Annotated in this window: 19 protein-coding genes; 3 read left to right on the top strand and 16 right to left on the bottom strand. The window is 69.8% G+C overall.

Annotated elements, in window-relative coordinates; all coding sequences use genetic code 11:
• Positions 1-48: 48 nt before the first annotated feature.
• From ACZ6TI_RS34475 to dinB, 3 genes are all read right to left on the bottom strand, one after another.
• A complete protein-coding gene (locus ACZ6TI_RS34475) occupies positions 49-186 on the bottom strand; it encodes a hypothetical protein (RefSeq protein WP_465349395.1) in 138 nt (45 codons plus the stop codon).
• 128 nt (positions 187-314) lie between these two features.
• Entirely contained in the window at positions 315-1,445 is a 1,131-nt protein-coding gene (locus ACZ6TI_RS34470; protein ID WP_465349394.1) for an ROK family transcriptional regulator, read from the bottom strand.
• A gap of 112 nt (positions 1,446-1,557) precedes the next feature.
• Complete coding sequence (dinB, locus tag ACZ6TI_RS34465; RefSeq protein ID WP_465349393.1) at positions 1,558-2,751, bottom strand: DNA polymerase IV; 1,194 nt, start codon at positions 2,749-2,751, stop codon at positions 1,558-1,560.
• A gap of 46 nt (positions 2,752-2,797) precedes the next feature.
• Here dinB and ACZ6TI_RS34460 point away from each other — a divergent pair, with 46 nt between their 5' ends.
• Together ACZ6TI_RS34460 and ACZ6TI_RS34455 are read left to right on the top strand one after the other, a co-directional pair.
• On the top strand, positions 2,798-3,211 hold the full coding sequence (locus tag ACZ6TI_RS34460; RefSeq protein ID WP_465349392.1) for a cupin domain-containing protein: 414 nt from the start codon (positions 2,798-2,800) through the stop codon (positions 3,209-3,211).
• Between the two features lie 70 nt (positions 3,212-3,281).
• A complete protein-coding gene (locus ACZ6TI_RS34455; RefSeq protein WP_465349391.1) occupies positions 3,282-3,764 on the top strand; it encodes an Hsp20/alpha crystallin family protein in 483 nt (160 codons plus the stop codon).
• A 162-nt stretch (positions 3,765-3,926) separates the two neighbouring features.
• Here ACZ6TI_RS34455 and ACZ6TI_RS34450 read toward each other — a convergent pair whose 3' ends face one another.
• From ACZ6TI_RS34450 to ACZ6TI_RS34425, 6 genes are all read right to left on the bottom strand, one after another.
• Entirely contained in the window at positions 3,927-4,538 is a 612-nt protein-coding gene (locus ACZ6TI_RS34450) for a carbohydrate-binding protein (protein ID WP_465349390.1), read from the bottom strand.
• Between the two features lie 78 nt (positions 4,539-4,616).
• Positions 4,617-5,678 (bottom strand): ABC transporter ATP-binding protein, encoded by a 1,062-nt coding sequence (locus ACZ6TI_RS34445; RefSeq protein WP_465349389.1) that lies wholly within the window; start codon positions 5,676-5,678, stop codon positions 4,617-4,619.
• A 12-nt stretch (positions 5,679-5,690) separates the two neighbouring features.
• Entirely contained in the window at positions 5,691-6,779 is a 1,089-nt protein-coding gene (locus ACZ6TI_RS34440; protein ID WP_465349388.1) for an ABC transporter ATP-binding protein, read from the bottom strand.
• 28 nt (positions 6,780-6,807) lie between these two features.
• The gene (locus ACZ6TI_RS34435; protein WP_465349387.1) at positions 6,808-7,785 is read right to left on the bottom strand and encodes an ABC transporter permease; all 978 of its coding nucleotides are present in this window, start codon (positions 7,783-7,785) and stop codon (positions 6,808-6,810) included.
• A gap of 108 nt (positions 7,786-7,893) precedes the next feature.
• The gene (locus ACZ6TI_RS34430) at positions 7,894-9,639 is read right to left on the bottom strand and encodes an ABC transporter substrate-binding protein (RefSeq protein WP_465349386.1); all 1,746 of its coding nucleotides are present in this window, start codon (positions 9,637-9,639) and stop codon (positions 7,894-7,896) included.
• A gap of 35 nt (positions 9,640-9,674) precedes the next feature.
• Entirely contained in the window at positions 9,675-10,700 is a 1,026-nt protein-coding gene (locus ACZ6TI_RS34425) for an ABC transporter permease (protein ID WP_465349385.1), read from the bottom strand.
• A 798-nt stretch (positions 10,701-11,498) separates the two neighbouring features.
• On the opposite strand from ACZ6TI_RS34425, the gene ACZ6TI_RS34420 reads away from it, so the two are divergent.
• Complete coding sequence (locus ACZ6TI_RS34420) at positions 11,499-12,680, top strand: beta-1,3-glucanase family protein (RefSeq protein WP_465349384.1); 1,182 nt, start codon at positions 11,499-11,501, stop codon at positions 12,678-12,680.
• 276 nt (positions 12,681-12,956) lie between these two features.
• On the opposite strand, the gene ACZ6TI_RS34415 is transcribed toward ACZ6TI_RS34420, so the two are convergent.
• From ACZ6TI_RS34415 to ACZ6TI_RS34385, 7 genes are all read right to left on the bottom strand, one after another.
• Positions 12,957-13,520 (bottom strand): DUF3558 family protein, encoded by a 564-nt coding sequence (locus tag ACZ6TI_RS34415; protein WP_465349383.1) that lies wholly within the window; start codon positions 13,518-13,520, stop codon positions 12,957-12,959.
• 97 nt (positions 13,521-13,617) lie between these two features.
• On the bottom strand, positions 13,618-14,532 hold the full coding sequence (locus ACZ6TI_RS34410) for a TIGR03619 family F420-dependent LLM class oxidoreductase (RefSeq protein WP_465349382.1): 915 nt from the start codon (positions 14,530-14,532) through the stop codon (positions 13,618-13,620).
• A 19-nt stretch (positions 14,533-14,551) separates the two neighbouring features.
• Positions 14,552-15,490, bottom strand: a complete 939-nt coding sequence (locus tag ACZ6TI_RS34405; RefSeq protein ID WP_465349381.1) for a hypothetical protein — start codon at positions 15,488-15,490, stop codon at positions 14,552-14,554.
• A 146-nt stretch (positions 15,491-15,636) separates the two neighbouring features.
• Positions 15,637-16,218, bottom strand: coding sequence for a hypothetical protein (locus tag ACZ6TI_RS34400; protein ID WP_465349380.1), 582 nt, complete (start codon positions 16,216-16,218; stop codon positions 15,637-15,639).
• A 140-nt stretch (positions 16,219-16,358) separates the two neighbouring features.
• Positions 16,359-16,553, bottom strand: coding sequence for a hypothetical protein (locus ACZ6TI_RS34395; RefSeq protein WP_465349379.1), 195 nt, complete (start codon positions 16,551-16,553; stop codon positions 16,359-16,361).
• A gap of 112 nt (positions 16,554-16,665) precedes the next feature.
• The gene (locus tag ACZ6TI_RS34390; protein ID WP_465349378.1) at positions 16,666-17,103 is read right to left on the bottom strand and encodes a TIGR03618 family F420-dependent PPOX class oxidoreductase; all 438 of its coding nucleotides are present in this window, start codon (positions 17,101-17,103) and stop codon (positions 16,666-16,668) included.
• On the bottom strand, positions 17,100-17,747 hold the full coding sequence (locus ACZ6TI_RS34385; RefSeq protein ID WP_465349377.1) for an SDR family oxidoreductase: 648 nt from the start codon (positions 17,745-17,747) through the stop codon (positions 17,100-17,102). The genes ACZ6TI_RS34390 and ACZ6TI_RS34385 overlap by 4 nt, the downstream gene beginning before the upstream one ends.

Below are 17,747 nucleotides of genomic sequence, written 5' to 3'. Positions count from 1 at the left end.
ACCGTGTTGCCTGGTCCAGGGCGCTCCGATGCCGGTCAGGGGTGCCGGTCAGGTGGTTCGGTGTCGGCCGCGGTGGCGCCGGGGTTTCCGCTCGCCGCCGCGCAGCGCGTGGTTGGCGGCCTGACGGAGAAGCTCCTCGTGCCGCAGCTTGTTGGTCTGGATGGCGATGTAAAGGCCGCTGTTCATGGCGGGTTGCTCCTCTGTCCGTCGCTAGCGGTCGTTCCGCTCGCATGAACAGAGTCACCGGCCCCGCTTGCCCGGCGCTTGCAGCCGACTTGCAGGCGTTGAGGGAGCGATTGCGGTTGCCGCCGCGGTTACGGGGCGATGGCGGTTGCCCGGGCTTGTTCGAGGGCCATCTGGATCGCGCCCTGGAGGGGTGCGTCGTTGCCGAGGGCGCCGTGTGCGACTCGGGTCGCGCCGGGGAAGTTCAGGAGCCTGCGGACCTTGGGCAGCAGGGCCGGGTGGCTGCCCACCGGGCCGCCGAGCAGGAACAACGCCGGGTCCACCACAGCCGCGACCGACGTGATGGCCCGGGCGACCGCCTCGGCCAGCTGGTCCGCCTCGGCGGACGCGGTGCGGTCCAGCAGGGCGAGCACCGCGCCCACGTCGGTGGACGGGGCGTCCCGGCGGCCGAAGCCGCCGGCCTGCAGTTCGCCGGACAGGGTGAGGGAGACGATGCCGGGCAGGTAGCCGATCTCGCCGGCCAGCCCGTGGGCGCCGCGAATCAGCTGGCCGCCCACATAGAGGCCGACGCCCATCCCGGCGCCGATGTAGACGTAGGCGAAGCTGGATTCCCCACCGGCCCGCCCGAGACGGTGCTCGGCGAGCGCGGCCAGGTTGACATCGTTGTCGACGAGCACCGGCGCGGACGTCAGGTCGCCGATCATCTCCGCCGGGCTGAGCAGGCCCTCCGGGAACGGCGTCCCGACCAGCGGCACCACCGACTTCGACACCGGATCGACCGGGTTGGCGATGGAGATCCCGATCGCCCGCAGCGGGCTGCCGCTGTCCGCCGCACCGGGAATCCCGGCCGCACCCATCGACTGGACCATGCGGCGGATCGAAGACACCAGCGACGGCGCGTCGCCCGGGTCGGTGGGTGGGTGCGCGTCCTCGCGGAGGATCTGGCCGGCCAGGTCGGTGGCTCTGGCCCGTACGCCGGATTGGGAGATCTCCAGACCGAGCACCCACCCGGCGCGGGCGCCCAGCGCATAGAAAGTGCCGACTCGGCCGCGTTTTCCGGTCTCCTTGAGACCGATCGCGTCCAGCAGACCGTGGGACACGAGCCTGCGCACCGCCTCGGAGACCGTCGGGCGGGAATAGCCGGTCACCTCGGCCAGCTCGGCCCTGGTCGTGCGGCCGCGGTGGATCGTCTCGTCGAGGAGCCTGCGGTCGGTGGCCTCACGCAGCACCGTCTGCGGCAGCGCGCGCCCGGCAGCGGCCAACGTGCGCCCCCTCTTGATCTTCGTCCGTGGGTTTCTACAGTAGATCAACGGACGAACGCGCAGCCCACGGCCGAGTGCGCGCGGGCACGAAGGGCTGCCCGAGATGGTCTGGTCAGTCCGAGAGAATCGGCACCGACGGGGACAAATCGTGATGCAGGGACGCGGCGCGTTTCACCGCGCTGTTGCCGAATCGGTCGCGGACCGCGTCGAGGGCGCCGTCCAGCCGATCCTCGTCATGCAGCGTCTCGAAGGGCAGCTCCAGCTGGACGTTTCCGTCGCCGTCGAGGTTGCTGACCGCCACCCCGATCAGGGTCAGGCCCCGCTCGGCGATCAGCGGCCGGTTTTCCGCGAGCAGCTCGCGTGCCGTGCGCAGGATGGCGGTGGTCTGCATGGTCGCCTTCAGCATGCTGCGTGACCTGGTCGCCCGGGTGAAGTCGCCGAATCGGAACCGCAGCGTCACCGTGCGCCCGGCCCGCCGCCCGGACCGCATCCGCCTGGTCACGCGGTCGACCAGGGCCGCCAGCGTGGCGTCGACCTCGGCGAACGGCCGCTCGCGCCGGCCCAGCGCGCACTGCGAGCCGATCGAGCCGCGCCGCACACCCACCCGGACCCGGCGTGGGTCGTGGTTGTGCGCGAGCGCGTGCAGATGGCGCCCGGCGTGCGCGCCCAGCATCGTGACCAGGGCGGCCTCGCCGATCCGCGCGACGTGCCCGACCGTGTGGATCTGCCGCTCGCGCAGCTTGCCGGCGGTCACCGGGCCGACGCCCCACAGCCGCTCGATCGGCAGCGGGTGGAGGAAGGCCAGCTCCTGACCCGGCGGCACCTCCAGCAGGCCGTCCGGTTTGCCGACGCCGCTCGCCACCTTGGCCAGGAACTTGGTGCGCGCCACCCCGACCGTGATCGGCAGCCCGACCCGCTCCTTCACCTCCGCCCGCAGCCGCGCCGCGATCTCCCGCGGCGTCCCGCGGATCTTCAAAAGTCCGCCCACCTCGAGAAACGCCTCGTCGATCGAGATGCCCTCGACGATCGGCGTGGTGTCGCGGAACACGGCGAACACCGCCTTGCTCGCCGTCGTGTAAGCCGACATCCGCGGCGGCACCACCACCGCGCGCGGACACAACCGCCGGGCCTGCGTCAGACCCATCGGCGTCTTCACCCCACATGCCTTCGCCTCATAACTCGCCGCCAGCACGACACCCATGCCGACCAGCACCGGACGATCCCTGAGCTGGGGATCGTCGCGCTGCTCGACCGACGCATAGAACGAGTCCAGGTCGGCGTGCAGGATGGTCGCCTGATCGAGCACCGGGTCATATTAGAACACATGTTCGAACAATGATAGTGTCCTGGCCATGACCCGCCCGCCCCTCGCCGAGCAGTTCGATCTCCAGCCGCACCCTGAGGGCGGCTGGTTCCGTGAGACCTTCCGATCCAAGATCAAGATCAAACCTGATGGGTACGCGGGACCGCGCGCCGCCGCGACCGCGATCTACTTCGTCCTCCACCCCGGCGAGCAGTCCGCGTGGCACGTGGTCCGCTCCGACGAGCTGTGGTTCTGGCATTCCGGCGGCTCGCTGGAGCTGCGACTGGGCGGAAACGGTGACAAGCCCGGCACCCCGCAGGCGACCGTGCTGGGCGTCACGCAGCCCCAGGTGCTCGTCCCGGCGGGCGTCTGGCAGAGCGCTGTTCCCGCAGGTCAGGAGCCTGTGATGGTGAGCTGCGTGGTGTCTCCGGGCTTCGATTTCGAGGACTTCCGGATGGAATAGCCGACCCCCTCCTCCCGTTGTGCCGTCGCGGGTCCACAAGACCCGGTCATGCACTTCGGAGGAACCACCCATGTTTCCGAGCAACGCCAGCAAGCTGGACCTCGAGCGACTCACGACGCGCGTCTTCGACACCGCCCGCGCCGGCTGCCGCCTGGAGACCTACCGTGACGGCGACACCTACAACATCGACATCGACCTGCCCGGCGTCGACCCGGCCGACATCGACGTCAACGTCGAACGCAACGTCCTGACGGTCCGCGCCGCCCGCCACCCCGCGCCCGCAAGCCTCAAGCCCGCCGCCCAGCCCGGCCCGGCCGCCCAGCCCGGCCCGGCCGCCCAGCCCGGCCCGGCGACTGGCCAGCGCGGCCTCGCGGCGGCGGAGTTCATGCCCAAGGCGGAGAAGCCCGTGGCGGGCGAATGTACCCGCCAGGTCACCCTCTCCGACCGGCTGGACACCGACGAGCTGGAGGCCCGCTACGACAGCGGCGTGCTGACCCTGCGCATCCCGATCGTCGACCCCGCCGACCTGGGCGATCTCGCCAAGGCCGCCTGACACCGAGCCCGCCCGGCCCCGCACCAGGGGCTGGGCGTTGCGGCTGAGCGTTGCTTGGCTCAGCGCCCGCGCTGGGCGTCCCGCTCAGCCCAGTCTGGACGTTGACCCCAAGCTGAGCTTTGCCGTCTGACCCCGCGCCCGGGTCGGCTGCGGTCCCAACCGTCATCGGCGGAACGTCACCCAATTGAGGTTGAGGAAGTCGTCCGGGGCGTCGTTTCCGAACGTCACATAGACCGTGTGCAGCCCGGTCACCTCGCCCATCGGGGTCGTCTCCGTGCGCCAGCTCTGCCAGCCTCCGGTCCGCGACGTGTTCAGCGTCGCCAGCGGCGGCGACGTCGCGCTGTCGATGCGGATCTCCGCCCGCCCGTCGGCGCCCGAGTCCGACGCCACCCGCAGATTCACCGCCGTGGGCGACGCCGCACCGAAGTTCACCTCGTCGAACCGCAGGTAGTCGCCGCCGTTGATCCACCCGGCGTTCCGCCCGCCGCCCTCGTCCCCGGTGTCCTGCATTTCCATCCCGGACGCCTCGGCCGCATCCTCCACCTGCAAGGGCAGGTAGGCGTCGATCCCACCGACCGGCGCGGGCGGGGGAGCGGACGAAACGACGACCACCGGCGCGGACGAGGCAACGACCGGAGGGGGCGACGACGAGGGCTCGGGCGACGACGAGCGGCCGATGATCCAACCCACCAGGACCAGCACCACCACCCCGGCCGCGATCAGCAGCCGGGTCCGGAGGGCGCGGGAACGCGATCGGTAAACCGTGGCGGACACGGCTCAGGCCGAGTCCTGTCGACCAGCACGAGCCGCGGAAGTCCCAACGGCCGACGCCGGACGACCCAGAGCCACGGCTCAGACCTCGGCCACGATCGACTCGGTCGGCGGCTCCGCGAAGTGGCACGCCACCCGCTGGTTCGGGGCGCGCTCGACGAGCGGCGGGTCCACCTCGGCGCAGATCTCCTCGGCCTTCCAGCACCGGGTGCGGAAGCGGCAGCCGGACGGCGGGTCGACCGGGCTCGGCACGTCGCCGACCAGGCGGATCCGGCTCTTCGGCGGCACGCCGCGCACGACCCCGATGTCCGGCACCGCGGAGAGCAGCGCCTGCGTGTAGGGGTGCTGCGGCTTCTGGTAGAGCGAGTCGCGCGGCCCCTCCTCGACCACCCGGCCGAGATACATCACCGCGACCCGGTCGCAGAAGTGCCGTACCACGCCCAGGTCGTGGGCGATGAACACGAACGCGATGCCGAGTTCGCTGCGCAGATTTTCCAGCAGGTTCATGACCTGGGCCTGGATCGACACGTCCAGCGCGCTGACCGGCTCGTCGGCCACGATGATCTTCGGCTGGGTGGCCAGCGCGCGGGCGATGCCGATGCGCTGACGCTGACCGCCGGAGAACTCGTGCGGGTAGCGGTTGTAGTGCTCGGGGTTGAGCCCGACCAGCTCGAGCAGCTCCTGCACCCGCGGCAGCTCGCCCTTTTTCTCAACCATTCCATGGGTACGCAGGGCGGTGCCCACGATCGCGCCCACGGTGTGCCGCGGGTTCAGCGACGAGTACGGGTCCTGGAAGATCAGCTGGATCTCCCGGCGATAGGGCAGCAGCTTGCGGTCGGACAGCCCCGCGATGTCGTGCCCCTGATAGAGGATCCGGCCGTGGGTCGGCTTGAGCAGCCGGGTGATCAGCTTGGCCGTGGTCGACTTGCCGCAGCCGGACTCGCCGACCAGGCCGAGCGTCTCGCCGGCCTGGACGGTCAGGTCGACCCCGTCGACGGCCTGCACCCATTTGGTGCCGCGTGCGAGGAACCCGTCGCCGGACGTCTTGAAGTGCATCTTCAGGTCGTCCAGCTGCAGCAGGGGAGCGCCCTCGACCCGAGGGATCCCGCTGCTCGAGGGGCTGGGCGCGGTGGCTGTGCTCATGATCGTGGTTCCTTACGGCAGCCGGGGCAGGACGTCGGTCTCGAACACCCGGTCGGGGTCCTTGAGGTGGCAGCGCGAGGAGCGGCCCTGGTCGGCGGTCCGCGGAATCAGCTCGGGCCGCAGCGTGGAGCACAGGTCGCCGGGCACCCGGTCGCGGAACTCGCAGCGCGGGTGGAAGGCGCAGCCGCTGGGCACGGCGAGCAGGCTGGGTGGTGAGCCGGGGATCGGGTGCAACGGCTGCGGCTCGCCGGTCAGCGCCGGGATGCTTTCCAGCAGACCCCAGGTGTACGGGTGCAGCGGGCTGCCCAGGATCTTGTCCACCGGCCCGTGCTCGATGGCGTTGCCGGCGTACATCACCAGGATGTCGTCGGCGATCTCGGCCACCACGCCCAGGTCATGGGTGATGAAGACGACCGCGGAGCCGAAGTCGCGCTGCAGGTCCGCGATCAGGTCGAGGATCTGCGCCTGCACGGTCACGTCGAGCGCCGTGGTGGGCTCGTCGGCGATGAGCAGCTTGGGGTCGTTGACCAGGGCCATCGCGATCATCGCGCGCTGCCGCATGCCGCCGGAGAACTCGTGCGGGTAGTTGTCGACGCGGCGCTTCGGGTTCGGGATGCCGACCCGGGCGAGCATGTCGATCGCGCGGTCCTTCGCCTTGCGCTTGGAGACGTTGTTGTGCGCCCGGTACGACTCCATGATCTGGTCGCCGATGGTGAAGTACGGGTGCAGCGACGACTGCGGGTCCTGGAAGATCATCGCGGCGTCCCGCCCGCGGTAACTCTCCAGGTCCTTCTCGCCCATCCCGACGATCTGCTTGCCGGCCACCTTGATCGAGCCGGAGATGCGCGCGGTCTTGGCGTCGTGCAGGCCCATCACGGCCATGCTCGAGACGCTCTTGCCGGATCCGGACTCGCCGACGATCGCCAGGGTGCGCCGCAGCGGCAGCGAGTAGCTCAGGCCCTGCACGGCCTTGACCATGCCGTCCGCCGTCGGGAACTGCACCTGCAGGTCGGTGACCTCCAGGTACGCCTCCTCGTTCTCGCCGCGGGCCCGCTGCGTGCGGGTCACCGTGTGCGGTGCGCGGATGCTCTGCTCGCTCATTGTGCCGCCTTCGTGCGTACGTTCTGGATCATCCGAGCCGGACCCGCGGGTCCAGGAAGGTGTAGGCGATGTCCACGATCAGGTTCATGGCGACCAGCACGATGGAGCCGACGAGGACGCCGCCCATCAGCACCGGCAGGTCGTACTGGCCGAATGCCCGCAGCGTCAGCAGCCCGATCCCGGGCAGTCCGAAGATGCTCTCGGTGAAGATCGCGCCGGTCAGCTGGAAGGCCAGGTCGATGCCGAAGATGGTGGCCACCGGGGTGAGCGCCGCGCGCAGGCCGTGGCGGTAGACGACGCGGTTGCGCGAGATGCCCTTCGACCGCGCGGTCCGCACGAAGTCCTGACCCAGGGCTTCGATCATGGAGGCGCGGGAGTATCGCGTATAGGAGGCGGCGTTGGTGACGCCCACGCACAGCCAGGCGGCGAGCAGGCCGCTCGCCCACGCCACCGGACTTTCGAAGATCGACGTGTACCCCGACTCCGGCAGGAAGGTCGCGTAGAGCGCGACCAGCAGGGCGAAGACGAAGTACGGGAAGGAGCCGACGACCAGCGTCGAGCCGACCGTCAGCTTGTCCAGCGGCGTGCCTCTGACCTGGGCCGCGATGGTGCCGGCCAGGATGCCGATGAACAGATAGACGACGGCGCCGCCGAGCACGATCGAGAGGGTCACCGGCAGCGCCTGGGCGATCAGCGTGGTGACCGGCTGGCCGAGCGTGTACGAGTACCCCAGGCAGGGCGCCGCGCAGTCGCGCACGGTGCCGCCGGACTCGAACTCGCGCCCGACGACGATGCCCTTCATGTACAGGCCGATCTGGGTGATCGCCGGTTCGTCGAGGTCCAGGCTCTTCTCGATGTTGGCGAGCCGCTCGGGGGTGCACCGGGTCCCGCACATGACGCCGGCCGGATCGGTGGGGGCGAGGAAGAACAGCGCGAAGCTGGCCACCAGCGTGACGATCACGACGGAGATTGCGCTCACGACGCGTCGGAGGATGTAGAGCAGCACAGCTCGCTCCTGCGGTCCGTTCCAGGGGGTTGGTCTGACTTACACCCGTGGTGGCCCGGCCGCCGTGAAGCGGACCGGACCACCACGGGTCCAGCTAGCTGAGAAAGGTCAGCTCTTCAGGTACATGTCGGCGAAGACCGGGAGGCCCGTGGTCGGGTCACCCTTGGTCGTGCCGATGTTCGTACCCTGGACGTTCGCCATCTTGTCGTAGTAACGCGGGATGGCGATGTACATCTCCATGATCTTCTTGTCCAGAGCGGCCCACTTGGAAGTGGACTCCTCGGCGGGCAAGTTGGCGATCGTGTCGATCTCGGCGTCCAGCGCCTTGTCCGACAGCATGCCCCAACTCTGGCCGTCGGTGATGCTGTGCGACTGGAAGAGCACGGGGAACCACGAACCACCGGCGGGCCAGTCGGAGCACCAGCCGGCCGGGCTCTGGCCGATGTTGACCGGGGCGTCGTAGTCGCCGACCTTGGCACGCAGGTCCGCGGTGGCCACACCGATCGGCTTGACCTTGAAGCCGGCCGCGGTCAGCGCCTCCGAACGCACCTGGGTGAGCTGCTGCGGGATCGGCTTGGTGTTGTCGTAGTACCAGCTCAGCTCGAAGCCGGTCTTGCCGGCGGCCTCCAGCATCGCCTTCGCGCCGGCCGGGTCGCCCGCGCCGGAGCCGGTGAGGTCCGGAACCGGGGCGTACTTCTCGTAGCCGGGGACGGACGGCGGCAGGATGGTGCTGGCTCGCTCGGCGACGTAGTCGTTGAGACCGGCCGCCTTCCAGATCGCGTCGTACGGCCACGCCTTGGCGATCGCCTTGCGAACCTCCAGCGGGATCTTCCGGGTGTCCATCTGCACCACGATCGTGCAGGGGCTCTCACCCTGGACCAGCTGCGCCTGCTTGCCGGCGGTGATCTGCGGGATCAGCGACGCGTCGAGCACGTCGTAGTTCATCGCGTTGGCGTCCGAACCGTTGCTGTTCAGCACCGCGGTCTGGCTCTTGACCAGGTCGACACCCCAGTTGAAGTTCCACGCATCCGGGTAGTTGTGCCGTGCCGGGTCGGTGTCCGCCACCCAGTTCGGGTTGCGCTTCAGCGTGAGCTTGGTGCCGGCCTGGTACTGGTCGAACATGTACGGGCCGGTGGCGATCGGGTGGTTCTTGTAGTCCTGCTTGTTGTCCTTGGCCTTCTGGATGGGTGTGAACATCGGGAAGGTCATGTAGAACGGCAGGTCCTGGAACGGCTTCGCCAGGTGGACGATCAGGGTGTCGGTGCCCTGGGTCTCCACGCCGGAGTAGGTGTCGCCGCTCGCGTACGGGCCCTTGTACTTGTCGCCGTCCTTGAAGAACTGCAGCTGGTAGGTCGGGCCGTTCGCGTAGACGTCGTGCGCGAAGGAGCGCTTGATCGCGTACGCCAGGTCCTCGACCTTGACCTCGGTGCCGTCCTCGTACTTGATGCCCGGCTGCATCTTGAAGGTCCAGGTCAGCTTGTCCGCCGACACGGTGCCCAGGTCGGTCAGGTCAGGGACCAGGGTGGGCTTGCCGTCGCGGATGTCGAACTGCGTCGGCGTGCGGAACAGCAGCTTCGCGATCGCGTTCGAGTCCACGTAGTAGATGTCGGTCGGGTCGAACGTGTTCGGCGTGGTCTCCGCCTGAACCTCGATCGTGCCGCCCTGCTTCGCGCCCTCGATCGGCTTCGCCGGTCCCTTGGCGCTGGCGTCGATCGCGTTCGCCTGCTGCGTGATCTTGCCGGAGTCGGTGTTGCCACCGCCACCCTCGTTGTTCTCCGACGGGCTGCTGCAGCCGGTCAGAACGAGGGCAACAGCGGCGGTCGCCGCCACGGCCACATTAAATCGCCTTGCCATTTCTCCTCTTCTCATTACTGGGTCGTGACGTGACGTCACCGTCGTGTGCGGGGGTCGAAAGCGTCTCGTACGGCGTCGCCGAGAAGGCTGAGGCTGAGCACGAGAACCGTGATCGCAAGGACGGGGATCCACAGGTACAGCGGATCGGCCCGGTAGTAGTTCTGCGCGGCGGCGATGGTCACGCCCCACGATGGGGTCGGCTCGGTCAGGCCGACGCCAAGAAAGGTCAGGCCGGCCTCCACAACGATGTAGCTCGGTAGAGCCATCGAGACCGAGATGACGATGGGCGCCACCAGGTTGGGCAGCAGCTCCTTGAACAGCACCTTGCGGGTCGGCACACCGAGAACCTTTGCCGCCGCGACGAACTCACGCTCGCGCAGGGACAGCACCTCACCGCGGATCAGTCGGGCCAGCGTGGCCCAGCCGAAGAAGGACAGCACGAAGATCAGGGAATAGAACCGCACCTCGGCCACCTCGGTGGCGGACGCGCCCTCCGCGTTGCCGACGAACATCGCCAGCAGGACCGCCGGGACGGCGATCGCGAAGAGCAGGTAGGGCAGGCTCAGGACGAAGTCGATGATCCAGGAGAGGATCCGGTCGGTCCAGCCGCCGGCGAAGCCGGCCAGCAGGCCGACCACGACGCCGATGATGGTGGTGAGCACGGTGACCGAGCCGGCCACGATCAGCGACGGGCGGGCGCCGTAGACGAAGCGCGCGAACAGGTCGCGGCCCAGTCGGGGCTCGACGCCGAGCCAGTGCTCGGAGGTCAGCCCGATGGTCGGGAAGCCGTAGTCGTCGATCAGGTCCTGGTGCAGCGTGGAGATGTCCTGCCCCTCGAGCCTCGCGAGCAGCGGCGCGAAGATGGCGATCAGCACGAAGAACATGAAGACGCAGAAGCAGGTGACCGCGACCTTGTCCTTGCGGAGGCGCTCGAAGGCGATCTGGGTGGGGGACTTACCCCGCGTCCTGACCTTCTTCGCCGGCGTGGCCGGGGTCGGGTTGATCGCATCTGTCGAAGCGCCGGCCCGGTTGAGGTCGGCCTCCTCGATCAGCGGTTCCACGCGTAGTCACCTCCCATGGGCGCGACTCCCCCACGTGCGTCTTGCGTGAGAGGTATTCGGGTGCTGCCGGTTGGGAACGTATCCCGTGATTCGCCTGTAGGAAATGAGTTGACGCATCGAATGAATAACGCATTGCCCTATGACCCAGGTCACAAACCCGTCCGTTCACCTGCTTCAAGCGGGACTCCATTGTGCAAAACCGGCATAAAGGTACGACGTTTCGCCCCATTGGCGTGGGATGCCACTACCTTAGGCAATCGACGTTGTACGCACGGTCAACCCCTCGAAAGTCAGCCGATTGTTACGCCCGGGTTTCCGGTCCACGGTCCCTCGCGTCGGCCGGGGCCGCTTGGCCTGCACAGACAGTCGCCGCCGGACGGGAAGATCTGCGGCGGGACGGCCCCGGCGCCTTGACAATTCCGGTCGTCGGACGCTCTCGGGGGCGGCCTTGTGGCGTGACCCTCCGGGTGATCGTCGGTCACGTATCGTCGACAATCCATTCGTGCGCGCACTCCCCGATGCGTATCGAGAATGATGGATGAATGCCGCCGCGAGCCAAGGTCATCACCTCGCACGACACCGTTCAGCATTGACGAGTTGACATCTGTCTAACTCGTGACCATGATCCGTGAGAGCGCTCTCACAGCCGAGGCGGACACTGGCTCGGCGCTGCGGAGCGTGACGGCCAGGGCGCACCCCCAAACTTGTCCGCCCCCGACGCGACCCTGACCGGATGCCATCCCCAACCCGGAGACACCGCCGGGTGGCGTCGAAGAGGGGGACGACCGTGGAGTGCCTATGCGATTCCATCGCAAACTGCTGACCGGGCTGGCCTTCGCCGCGGCGGCGATCCCGTCCGCCGTGGCCACCGTGCCGAACGCCTTCGCCGCAGGCCCCGACCTGCTGCCGCTCACCGTCACCAACGACTCCGGCCGGAGTGAGGCGGTGCACCTCTACATCCTCGGCGTCTCGGGGGACCGGCTCGGCTATGTGAACGAGGCCGGCGCCTTCACCCCGTGGACCGGCGGCACGAACCCGCCGACGCCCGCGCCGGACGTCGCGATCGACGGCCCGGGTCCGGGCGCCAGCAAGACCATCCAGGTGCCCAAGGGTCTGTCGGGCCGGATGTACATGTCGTTCGGCGACAAGCTCGACTTCAAGCTCAGTCAGGACGGCCTGGTGCAACCGGCGCCGTGGGCCGGCGGCGACGCCAACGCGAACCTCCTCTTCGACTGGAGCGAGTTCACCTACAACGACAGTGGCGTGTTCCTGAACAGCTCGCAGGTCGACATGTTCGCGGTGCCGCACTCGGTGAGCGTGACCGGGTCGGACGGGCAGACTCAGACCACCGGGCTGCTCGAGCCGGGCGGCCGGGCCGCGGTGATCGACGGCATCAACGCCGACCCGGTCTTCTCCCGCCTGGTGCAGACCCGCGACGACGGAACGGTGCTGCGGGTGCTGTCCCCGGGCAAGGGCGCGGACGCCGGTGGCTTCCCGGCGGACTACCTGGACGGGTTCATCGACTCGGCCTGGGCGGCCTACGCGAACACCGACCTGACCGTGCAGCCGTTCGGCGACCAGCCGGACAACCTGTTCCGCGGGCGCACCTCCGGCGACGTGATGACGTTCCGGGACGCCTCGGGCGCGGAGGTCGCCACCTTCACCAAGCCCAGCACGGCCAACGTGTGGGGCTGCGACGGCAACCTGGGCGCGCCGAACGACCTGGTGGTCGGCCCGATCGCGCGCAGCCTGTGCGCGGCGTTGCAGCGCGGCACGCTCGGCACGCAGGCGGTGGAGCCGTCCACCGACCCGGCGACCTTCTATCGGAGCGAGCCGGTCAACCTCTACAACAAGCTGATCCACGACCACATGGTCGACGGCAAGGCCTATGCCTTCGCCTTCGACGACGTGGCCAACCAGGAGTCGCTCGTGCACAGCGGCGACCCCACCTCGATCGGCATCACGCTGACCGCGTTCTGATCGCACGCCTTGCTCTGCTTCCTCAGAGGGAGCGCTTCCTCTCGGGAAGCAGAGCAAAGGCGGCGCGGCGTTCCCTCTTGGGAAGGCGCTTCCTCTGAGGAAGCAGAGCAAAGGGGGCGCGGCGTTCCCTCTGGGAAGGCGCTTCCTCTGAGGAAGCAGAGCAAAGGGGGCGCGGCGTTCCCTCTGGGAAGGCGCTTCCTCTGAGGAAGCAGAGCAAAGGCGGCGCGGCGTTCCCTCTGGGAAGGCGCTTCCTCTCGGGAAGCAGAGCAAAGGGCGTCAGATCTTCGGCAGCAGGACCTCGACGATCTGGGTCGCCTTGACCAGATTCTTCTCGTCGCTGTCGCCGCGGGAGTACACGTCGAGCTGGACGGTCCCATAGAGGACATACAGGTGGCCGGCCAGCAGGAACGCCCGGTCGCCGAGATCGTTCACCGGCGTGGCCTCCTTGATCACCACCTCGTAGTCGGACAGCGTGGTGCGGGACAGGAAGACGGCGAGCTGCCCGCCCGGCTGTTGCCACTGGCAGAAGCGGGTGGTGCTGCCCGGGGCGGCGCCGTCCTCGTCCCGCTGGGTGATCTCCCGCCCGGTCAGCTCGACCACCTGGTCGTCGGTGAGCAGCGTGCACGGGTCGGGAAGGTCACCGGCGTCCTTGACCGAACCCAGCCCGCCGGTCGCGGCCGGAGTGGAAGCGGACGGCGCCGCCTCGGAAGCGGACGGCGCCGCCTCGGAAGCGGACGGCGCCGCCTCGGAAGCAGACTCAGCCGGCGAGCCGGACGACCCGCATCCGATCACGGACAACGCGAAGGCGGCGGCGACGGCGACGAGCGGGCGGCGGTTCAAGCTGACTCCCTGGAACGAACTGGTTCGAAACGCGTCCGATAAGACTGCAGCTCAGGGCGCCGGCCGCGACAGGCCGCGGTCGGGTGATGGGAGATCTTCAGCCGTTCGTGCGGCCCGGTGCCAGGGCGGTGAGGATCTCCTCGGCCCGCTCGCCGGCCACCCTCGGGTCGGCGTCCGGCGAGCCGATCAGCGGATCCCAGTTCAGGTCGTAGAACAGCTCGGTGACGCCGGCCTGGGCGTACAGCTCGGCGTTGGCGCGGATCTGGGCCCAGTCGCCGGAGAGCGGCACCGCGTCGTCGCGGCGGCCGGCCTGCACCACGCCGCGCACCACGATGCGCACCTGGTCGGGGTCGCGGCCGGACTCCTCGGCGGAGCGCCGCACGATCTGCGCGCCGCGCTGGATGTCCGCGAAGCTGGCCCGGCTGCTGCTCACCCAGCCGGCCGCGATCCGGCCGGCCCGGCGCAGCGCCGACTCCGCGGTGCCGCCGAGCAGGATCGGCGGGCCGCCCGGCTGCACCGGCTTGGGCGCCATGGTGCTCGGCGGCACCCGGTAGAACTCGCCCTCGAACGACGCCACGTCCTGGGTGAACAGTGCGCGGAGCACGGACAGGTATTCCTCGGTGCGCGGGCCGCGCGGGTTCGGGTCGGAGCCGGTCGCGGCGAACTCGACCGCCGACCAGCCGGTGCCCAGCCCGAGGTCGGCCCGGCCGCCGGAGAGCACATCGAGGGTGGCGGCCTGCTTGGCCAGATAGGTCGGCGACAGGTAGGGCAGGTTGATCACCGCCACGCCGAGCCGGATCGTGGTGGTGCGGGCGGCGGCATAGGTCAGCGCGAGCATCGGGTCGAGCACGCTGTGATAGACCGGCGCCATCTCCTCGCCGGCCCCGACCAGCAGCCGCTGGAAACTCCACAACCCGTGGTAGCCGAGCTCCTCGGCACGCATCGCGAATCCGGTCACCGACAGCGGGTCGGCCCACACCCCGGCGACCGGGCAGCCACAGCTGATCAACATGAGGCTCAGCCTAGGGCGGTCAGTTCGTGAACGCTCGCTGCATGTTGGCCACGCCGCCGGCCAGGGTGGTCAGCAGGCGGGCCTCGGCGGAGCCGGCCGGCGACAGCGTCAGCAGGCGCTCGATCCGGGCGGCCAGCGCGGCCAGCGACGAGCGGAAGCTGCTGCGGTCGGCCGGGCAGCGCAACGCCTGGTCGGCGTAGTGCCGCACGAACGCGTCGTAGTCCACCAGGCAGGCGCAGGCGGCGGCCATCCGGTCGGTGGTGGCCCGGCGCTCGGTCAGCGCGTGCAGCCGGCGCTCGACGGCGTCGGAGAGGTAGTCGCACTCCAGTCGCAGCTCCGGGTCGGCCGAAGCGCGCAGCAACAGCGGGATCGCCTGGCGCAGGCACCGGTCGGCCCGCTGCAGGTGCGCGGAGACCGAGCGGCGGGGGTCGTTGCGGTGCGGCGCTTCCGCGTTTCCACTCGGTTTTCCGCCGCGGGTCGGCTCAGTGGTCAGGCCGGTGAAGTCGGCCGGCCCGATCGCGTCCGGCCCCTCGGCCCGCACGTCGGCCGCGCCCACCTCGGCGGCTCTGGCCAGCGACTTCTGTGCGGCTCGGTGCAGCGCGGTGGCGTGCAGCAGGGCCGCCTTGTTGCCGCGCGGGTCGATCTTGTCGGCGGCGATCACGAAGCGCGCCGCGGCGAACGGCCGGTCCGCGGCGAGGGCCCGGTCGGCCGCCTCCAGCTCCTCGCGGGTCACCCACGCGATCGCGCGCTGCAGCACTGCCGGCTGCAGCGCGGTGCGGCCGTTTCCGGTCAGGCGATCCTGGGCGTACGCCCACCGCTCGGTCAGTGGCGCGTCGTCGATGCGGTCCAACTGCCGTGCCCGCACGCACCGATCGAGCAGCTGAGCGGCCTCGAGGCGGTAGCCCCGGCGCAACCGCACCCGGGCCACCTCGACCGCGTCGTCGACCGGCGCGCGCACCGGCTCGGGTCTGCGCTGCGGCGGCCGCTGCCGGGGGACCGGTTGATGGCTGGGAGCGACAGTACGAGGGAATTCCGCGAGCACGCCGACCAAACTAACACCGGATGTCACCGTGAGGATACTCATGGTGATCTTTGGCTCATTCCCTAGGCGGCGAGCAGGCGGCCGACCTCGGGTGCGCGATCGCCCAGCGCCCGCTTCAGCGCCATGCCGGCCACGACCAGCTCGGCGACCCGCTCCGGCTCGTCCTGGGCGGCCTTCTTCAGCAGGTCGAGCATCTCGCCGAAGAGCACGTTGTGCGTCGAGTTGCCGGTGCGGCCCACGGTCTGCTGCCAGGCCGCCTGACGCAGGGCGACGCGTTGCGGGTTCTCCCGAGCGGTCGACGCCATCCGGGCGGACCACCACGCGTCCATCCGCGCGTTGAAGTCGGTCTGGGTGATCGTGGCCATGTCGTCGTCCTCGGCTTCCAGTAGTCCCCAGTGGCGGGTGTCGCTCTCCTGGGCGGTGGTGTAGCGCGCGGAGAAGTGCGCATGCTTGTCGTGCGGGTTGGCCCCGGTGTACGTGCGGGCGGTCCAGCCCCACGAGGCCGACCAGATGCGCCGGTTCCAGATCACGTTCTGCAGGCGCTGGTCGAGCCGGTTCCGGTGCCGCCGCACGATGATCTCGACGGCCTTGTCCATGGACCAGCCGGCCCTGCGCAGGTCCTTGTCCACATCGATCGCGTGCACCTCGTTGATCGAGTCCGCGTCCTCAGTGGGCGTCGCCCCGGTCTCGTCGGGATTGTGGTCGCTGGAGCTCCCGGCATGCGCGGCGTCGCCGATCGAGCCGTCGCTCGCCCCGGTCGCGCCCGGGGCTCAGCGTGTTGAACTCATTCCTGAGGGTCACCAGGCACGGGACCAGGATCCAGTTCGCCATCGGGCGACTCCTCCCAGGGGTCGGGGACAGGGCCGCCGGCGTACTGCTCCGGGGGTCCCGGATCGTGCGGCTCGGCGTACTGCTCGCCGTCGGCGACGTCCTCGGCGGACAGCGGGAACTGCTGCCGGGGCACGGAAGGATCGGTCATTCGGCTCTCCCGTTCACAAATCATCACTCGGACCGCGGGACGCGAAGATACCCCCGTCGAGTGACATCCATCCCGGCTTCAAGCGTCTATCGCCAAGATCTGAAGAGTCGCGTCAGTTGCTGTAGACCCTTGTCGGCGTGATCAGGACGGCGGTGCGGCGCTGGTCGACCATCGTGCGGTCGTACTCCGGCCAGTCGTCGTGGGTGCCGCCGGCCGCGGTGAAGATCTGGCGCAGCAGCAGGCGCAGGGACTCCGGGTCGAGCCACGGGCGCGGGTCGTCCGGACCGGCCAGCTCGGCCGCGCCCTCCACGGCGGCCCACTGCCAGCCGTTGCGGAACGTCGCGGTCACCTGGGGACGGGCTCGGAGATTCGAGAGCTTCACCCTTCCGTACGTGACGAAGGCTAGCACCCGCTCGCCGGTGGCCGGATGGTCGATCGGGCCGGCGTTGACCAGCGACGACTGGATGCTCTGGTCGGCGCGCAGCGTGGCGACGACGACCAGGCCGCTGTCCGAGCTGCTCAGGCTCCACGCCTCGTCGACGGTGGTCACGCGGTCAGCTCCCGGAGGGCGGCGGCGATCGGGGTGTCGCCGGCGAACAGCTCGAACGTCACGCCGACGGTGGCCGGCTCGGTCAGCACGGCGGCCAGCGTCGCGGCCACGTCGTCGCGGGTCACCGGCCCGCGGTCGCCGAGCTTGGTGGACGCCCGGATCAGGCCGGTGCCCGGGTCGTCGGTCAGCGAGCCCGGCCGCACGATCGTCCAGTCCAGGTCGGCGGCCCGCACGTACTCGTCGGCCTCGGCCTTGGCCTCCAGATAGGGCCGCATCGACTCGCCCGCGGACTCCGGCGCCTGGGCGCCGATCGACGACACCAGCACGTAACGGCGTACGCCGGTGGCTCGCGCAGCGTCGGCGAGCTTGACCGCACCGCCCAGATCGACCGTCCGCTTCCGGGCGGCCCCGCTGCCCGGCCCGGCTCCGGCGGCGAACACCACCGCGTCCGCGCCGCGCACGTATTCGTCCAGCGTTTCGTCGTTCTCCAGGTCGCCGAGCACCGGCACGGCGCCCACCGCCTCGAGATCGGCGGCGTGCGCGGCCGAGCGGATCAGCCCGCGCGCCGTGTGCCCCTGTTCGGCCAGAAGCTTGAGCAGCCGGAGCGCGACCTTGCCGTGCCCGCCGGCAACAAGAATGTCCAT

This window comes from Actinoplanes sp. NPDC051388 (assembly GCF_055586225.1).
This window is presented reverse-complemented; position numbering and strand designations above follow the sequence as displayed.

Coding starts and splice junctions, on each gene's coding strand:
- ACZ6TI_RS34475 (WP_465349395.1), bottom strand. CDS start 186: ATGAACAGCGGCCTTTACATCGCCATCCAGACCAACAAGCTGCGGCAC.
- ACZ6TI_RS34460 (WP_465349392.1), top strand. CDS start 2,798: ATGACCCGCCCGCCCCTCGCCGAGCAGTTCGATCTCCAGCCGCACCCT.
- ACZ6TI_RS34455 (WP_465349391.1), top strand. CDS start 3,282: ATGTTTCCGAGCAACGCCAGCAAGCTGGACCTCGAGCGACTCACGACG.
- ACZ6TI_RS34445 (WP_465349389.1), bottom strand. CDS start 5,678: ATGAGCACAGCCACCGCGCCCAGCCCCTCGAGCAGCGGGATCCCTCGG.
- ACZ6TI_RS34440 (WP_465349388.1), bottom strand. CDS start 6,779: ATGAGCGAGCAGAGCATCCGCGCACCGCACACGGTGACCCGCACGCAG.
- ACZ6TI_RS34430 (WP_465349386.1), bottom strand. CDS start 9,639: ATGGCAAGGCGATTTAATGTGGCCGTGGCGGCGACCGCCGCTGTTGCC.
- ACZ6TI_RS34420 (WP_465349384.1), top strand. CDS start 11,499: ATGCGATTCCATCGCAAACTGCTGACCGGGCTGGCCTTCGCCGCGGCG.
- ACZ6TI_RS34410 (WP_465349382.1), bottom strand. CDS start 14,532: ATGTTGATCAGCTGTGGCTGCCCGGTCGCCGGGGTGTGGGCCGACCCG.
- ACZ6TI_RS34395 (WP_465349379.1), bottom strand. CDS start 16,553: ATGACCGATCCTTCCGTGCCCCGGCAGCAGTTCCCGCTGTCCGCCGAG.
- ACZ6TI_RS34385 (WP_465349377.1), bottom strand. CDS start 17,747: ATGGACATTCTTGTTGCCGGCGGGCACGGCAAGGTCGCGCTCCGGCTG.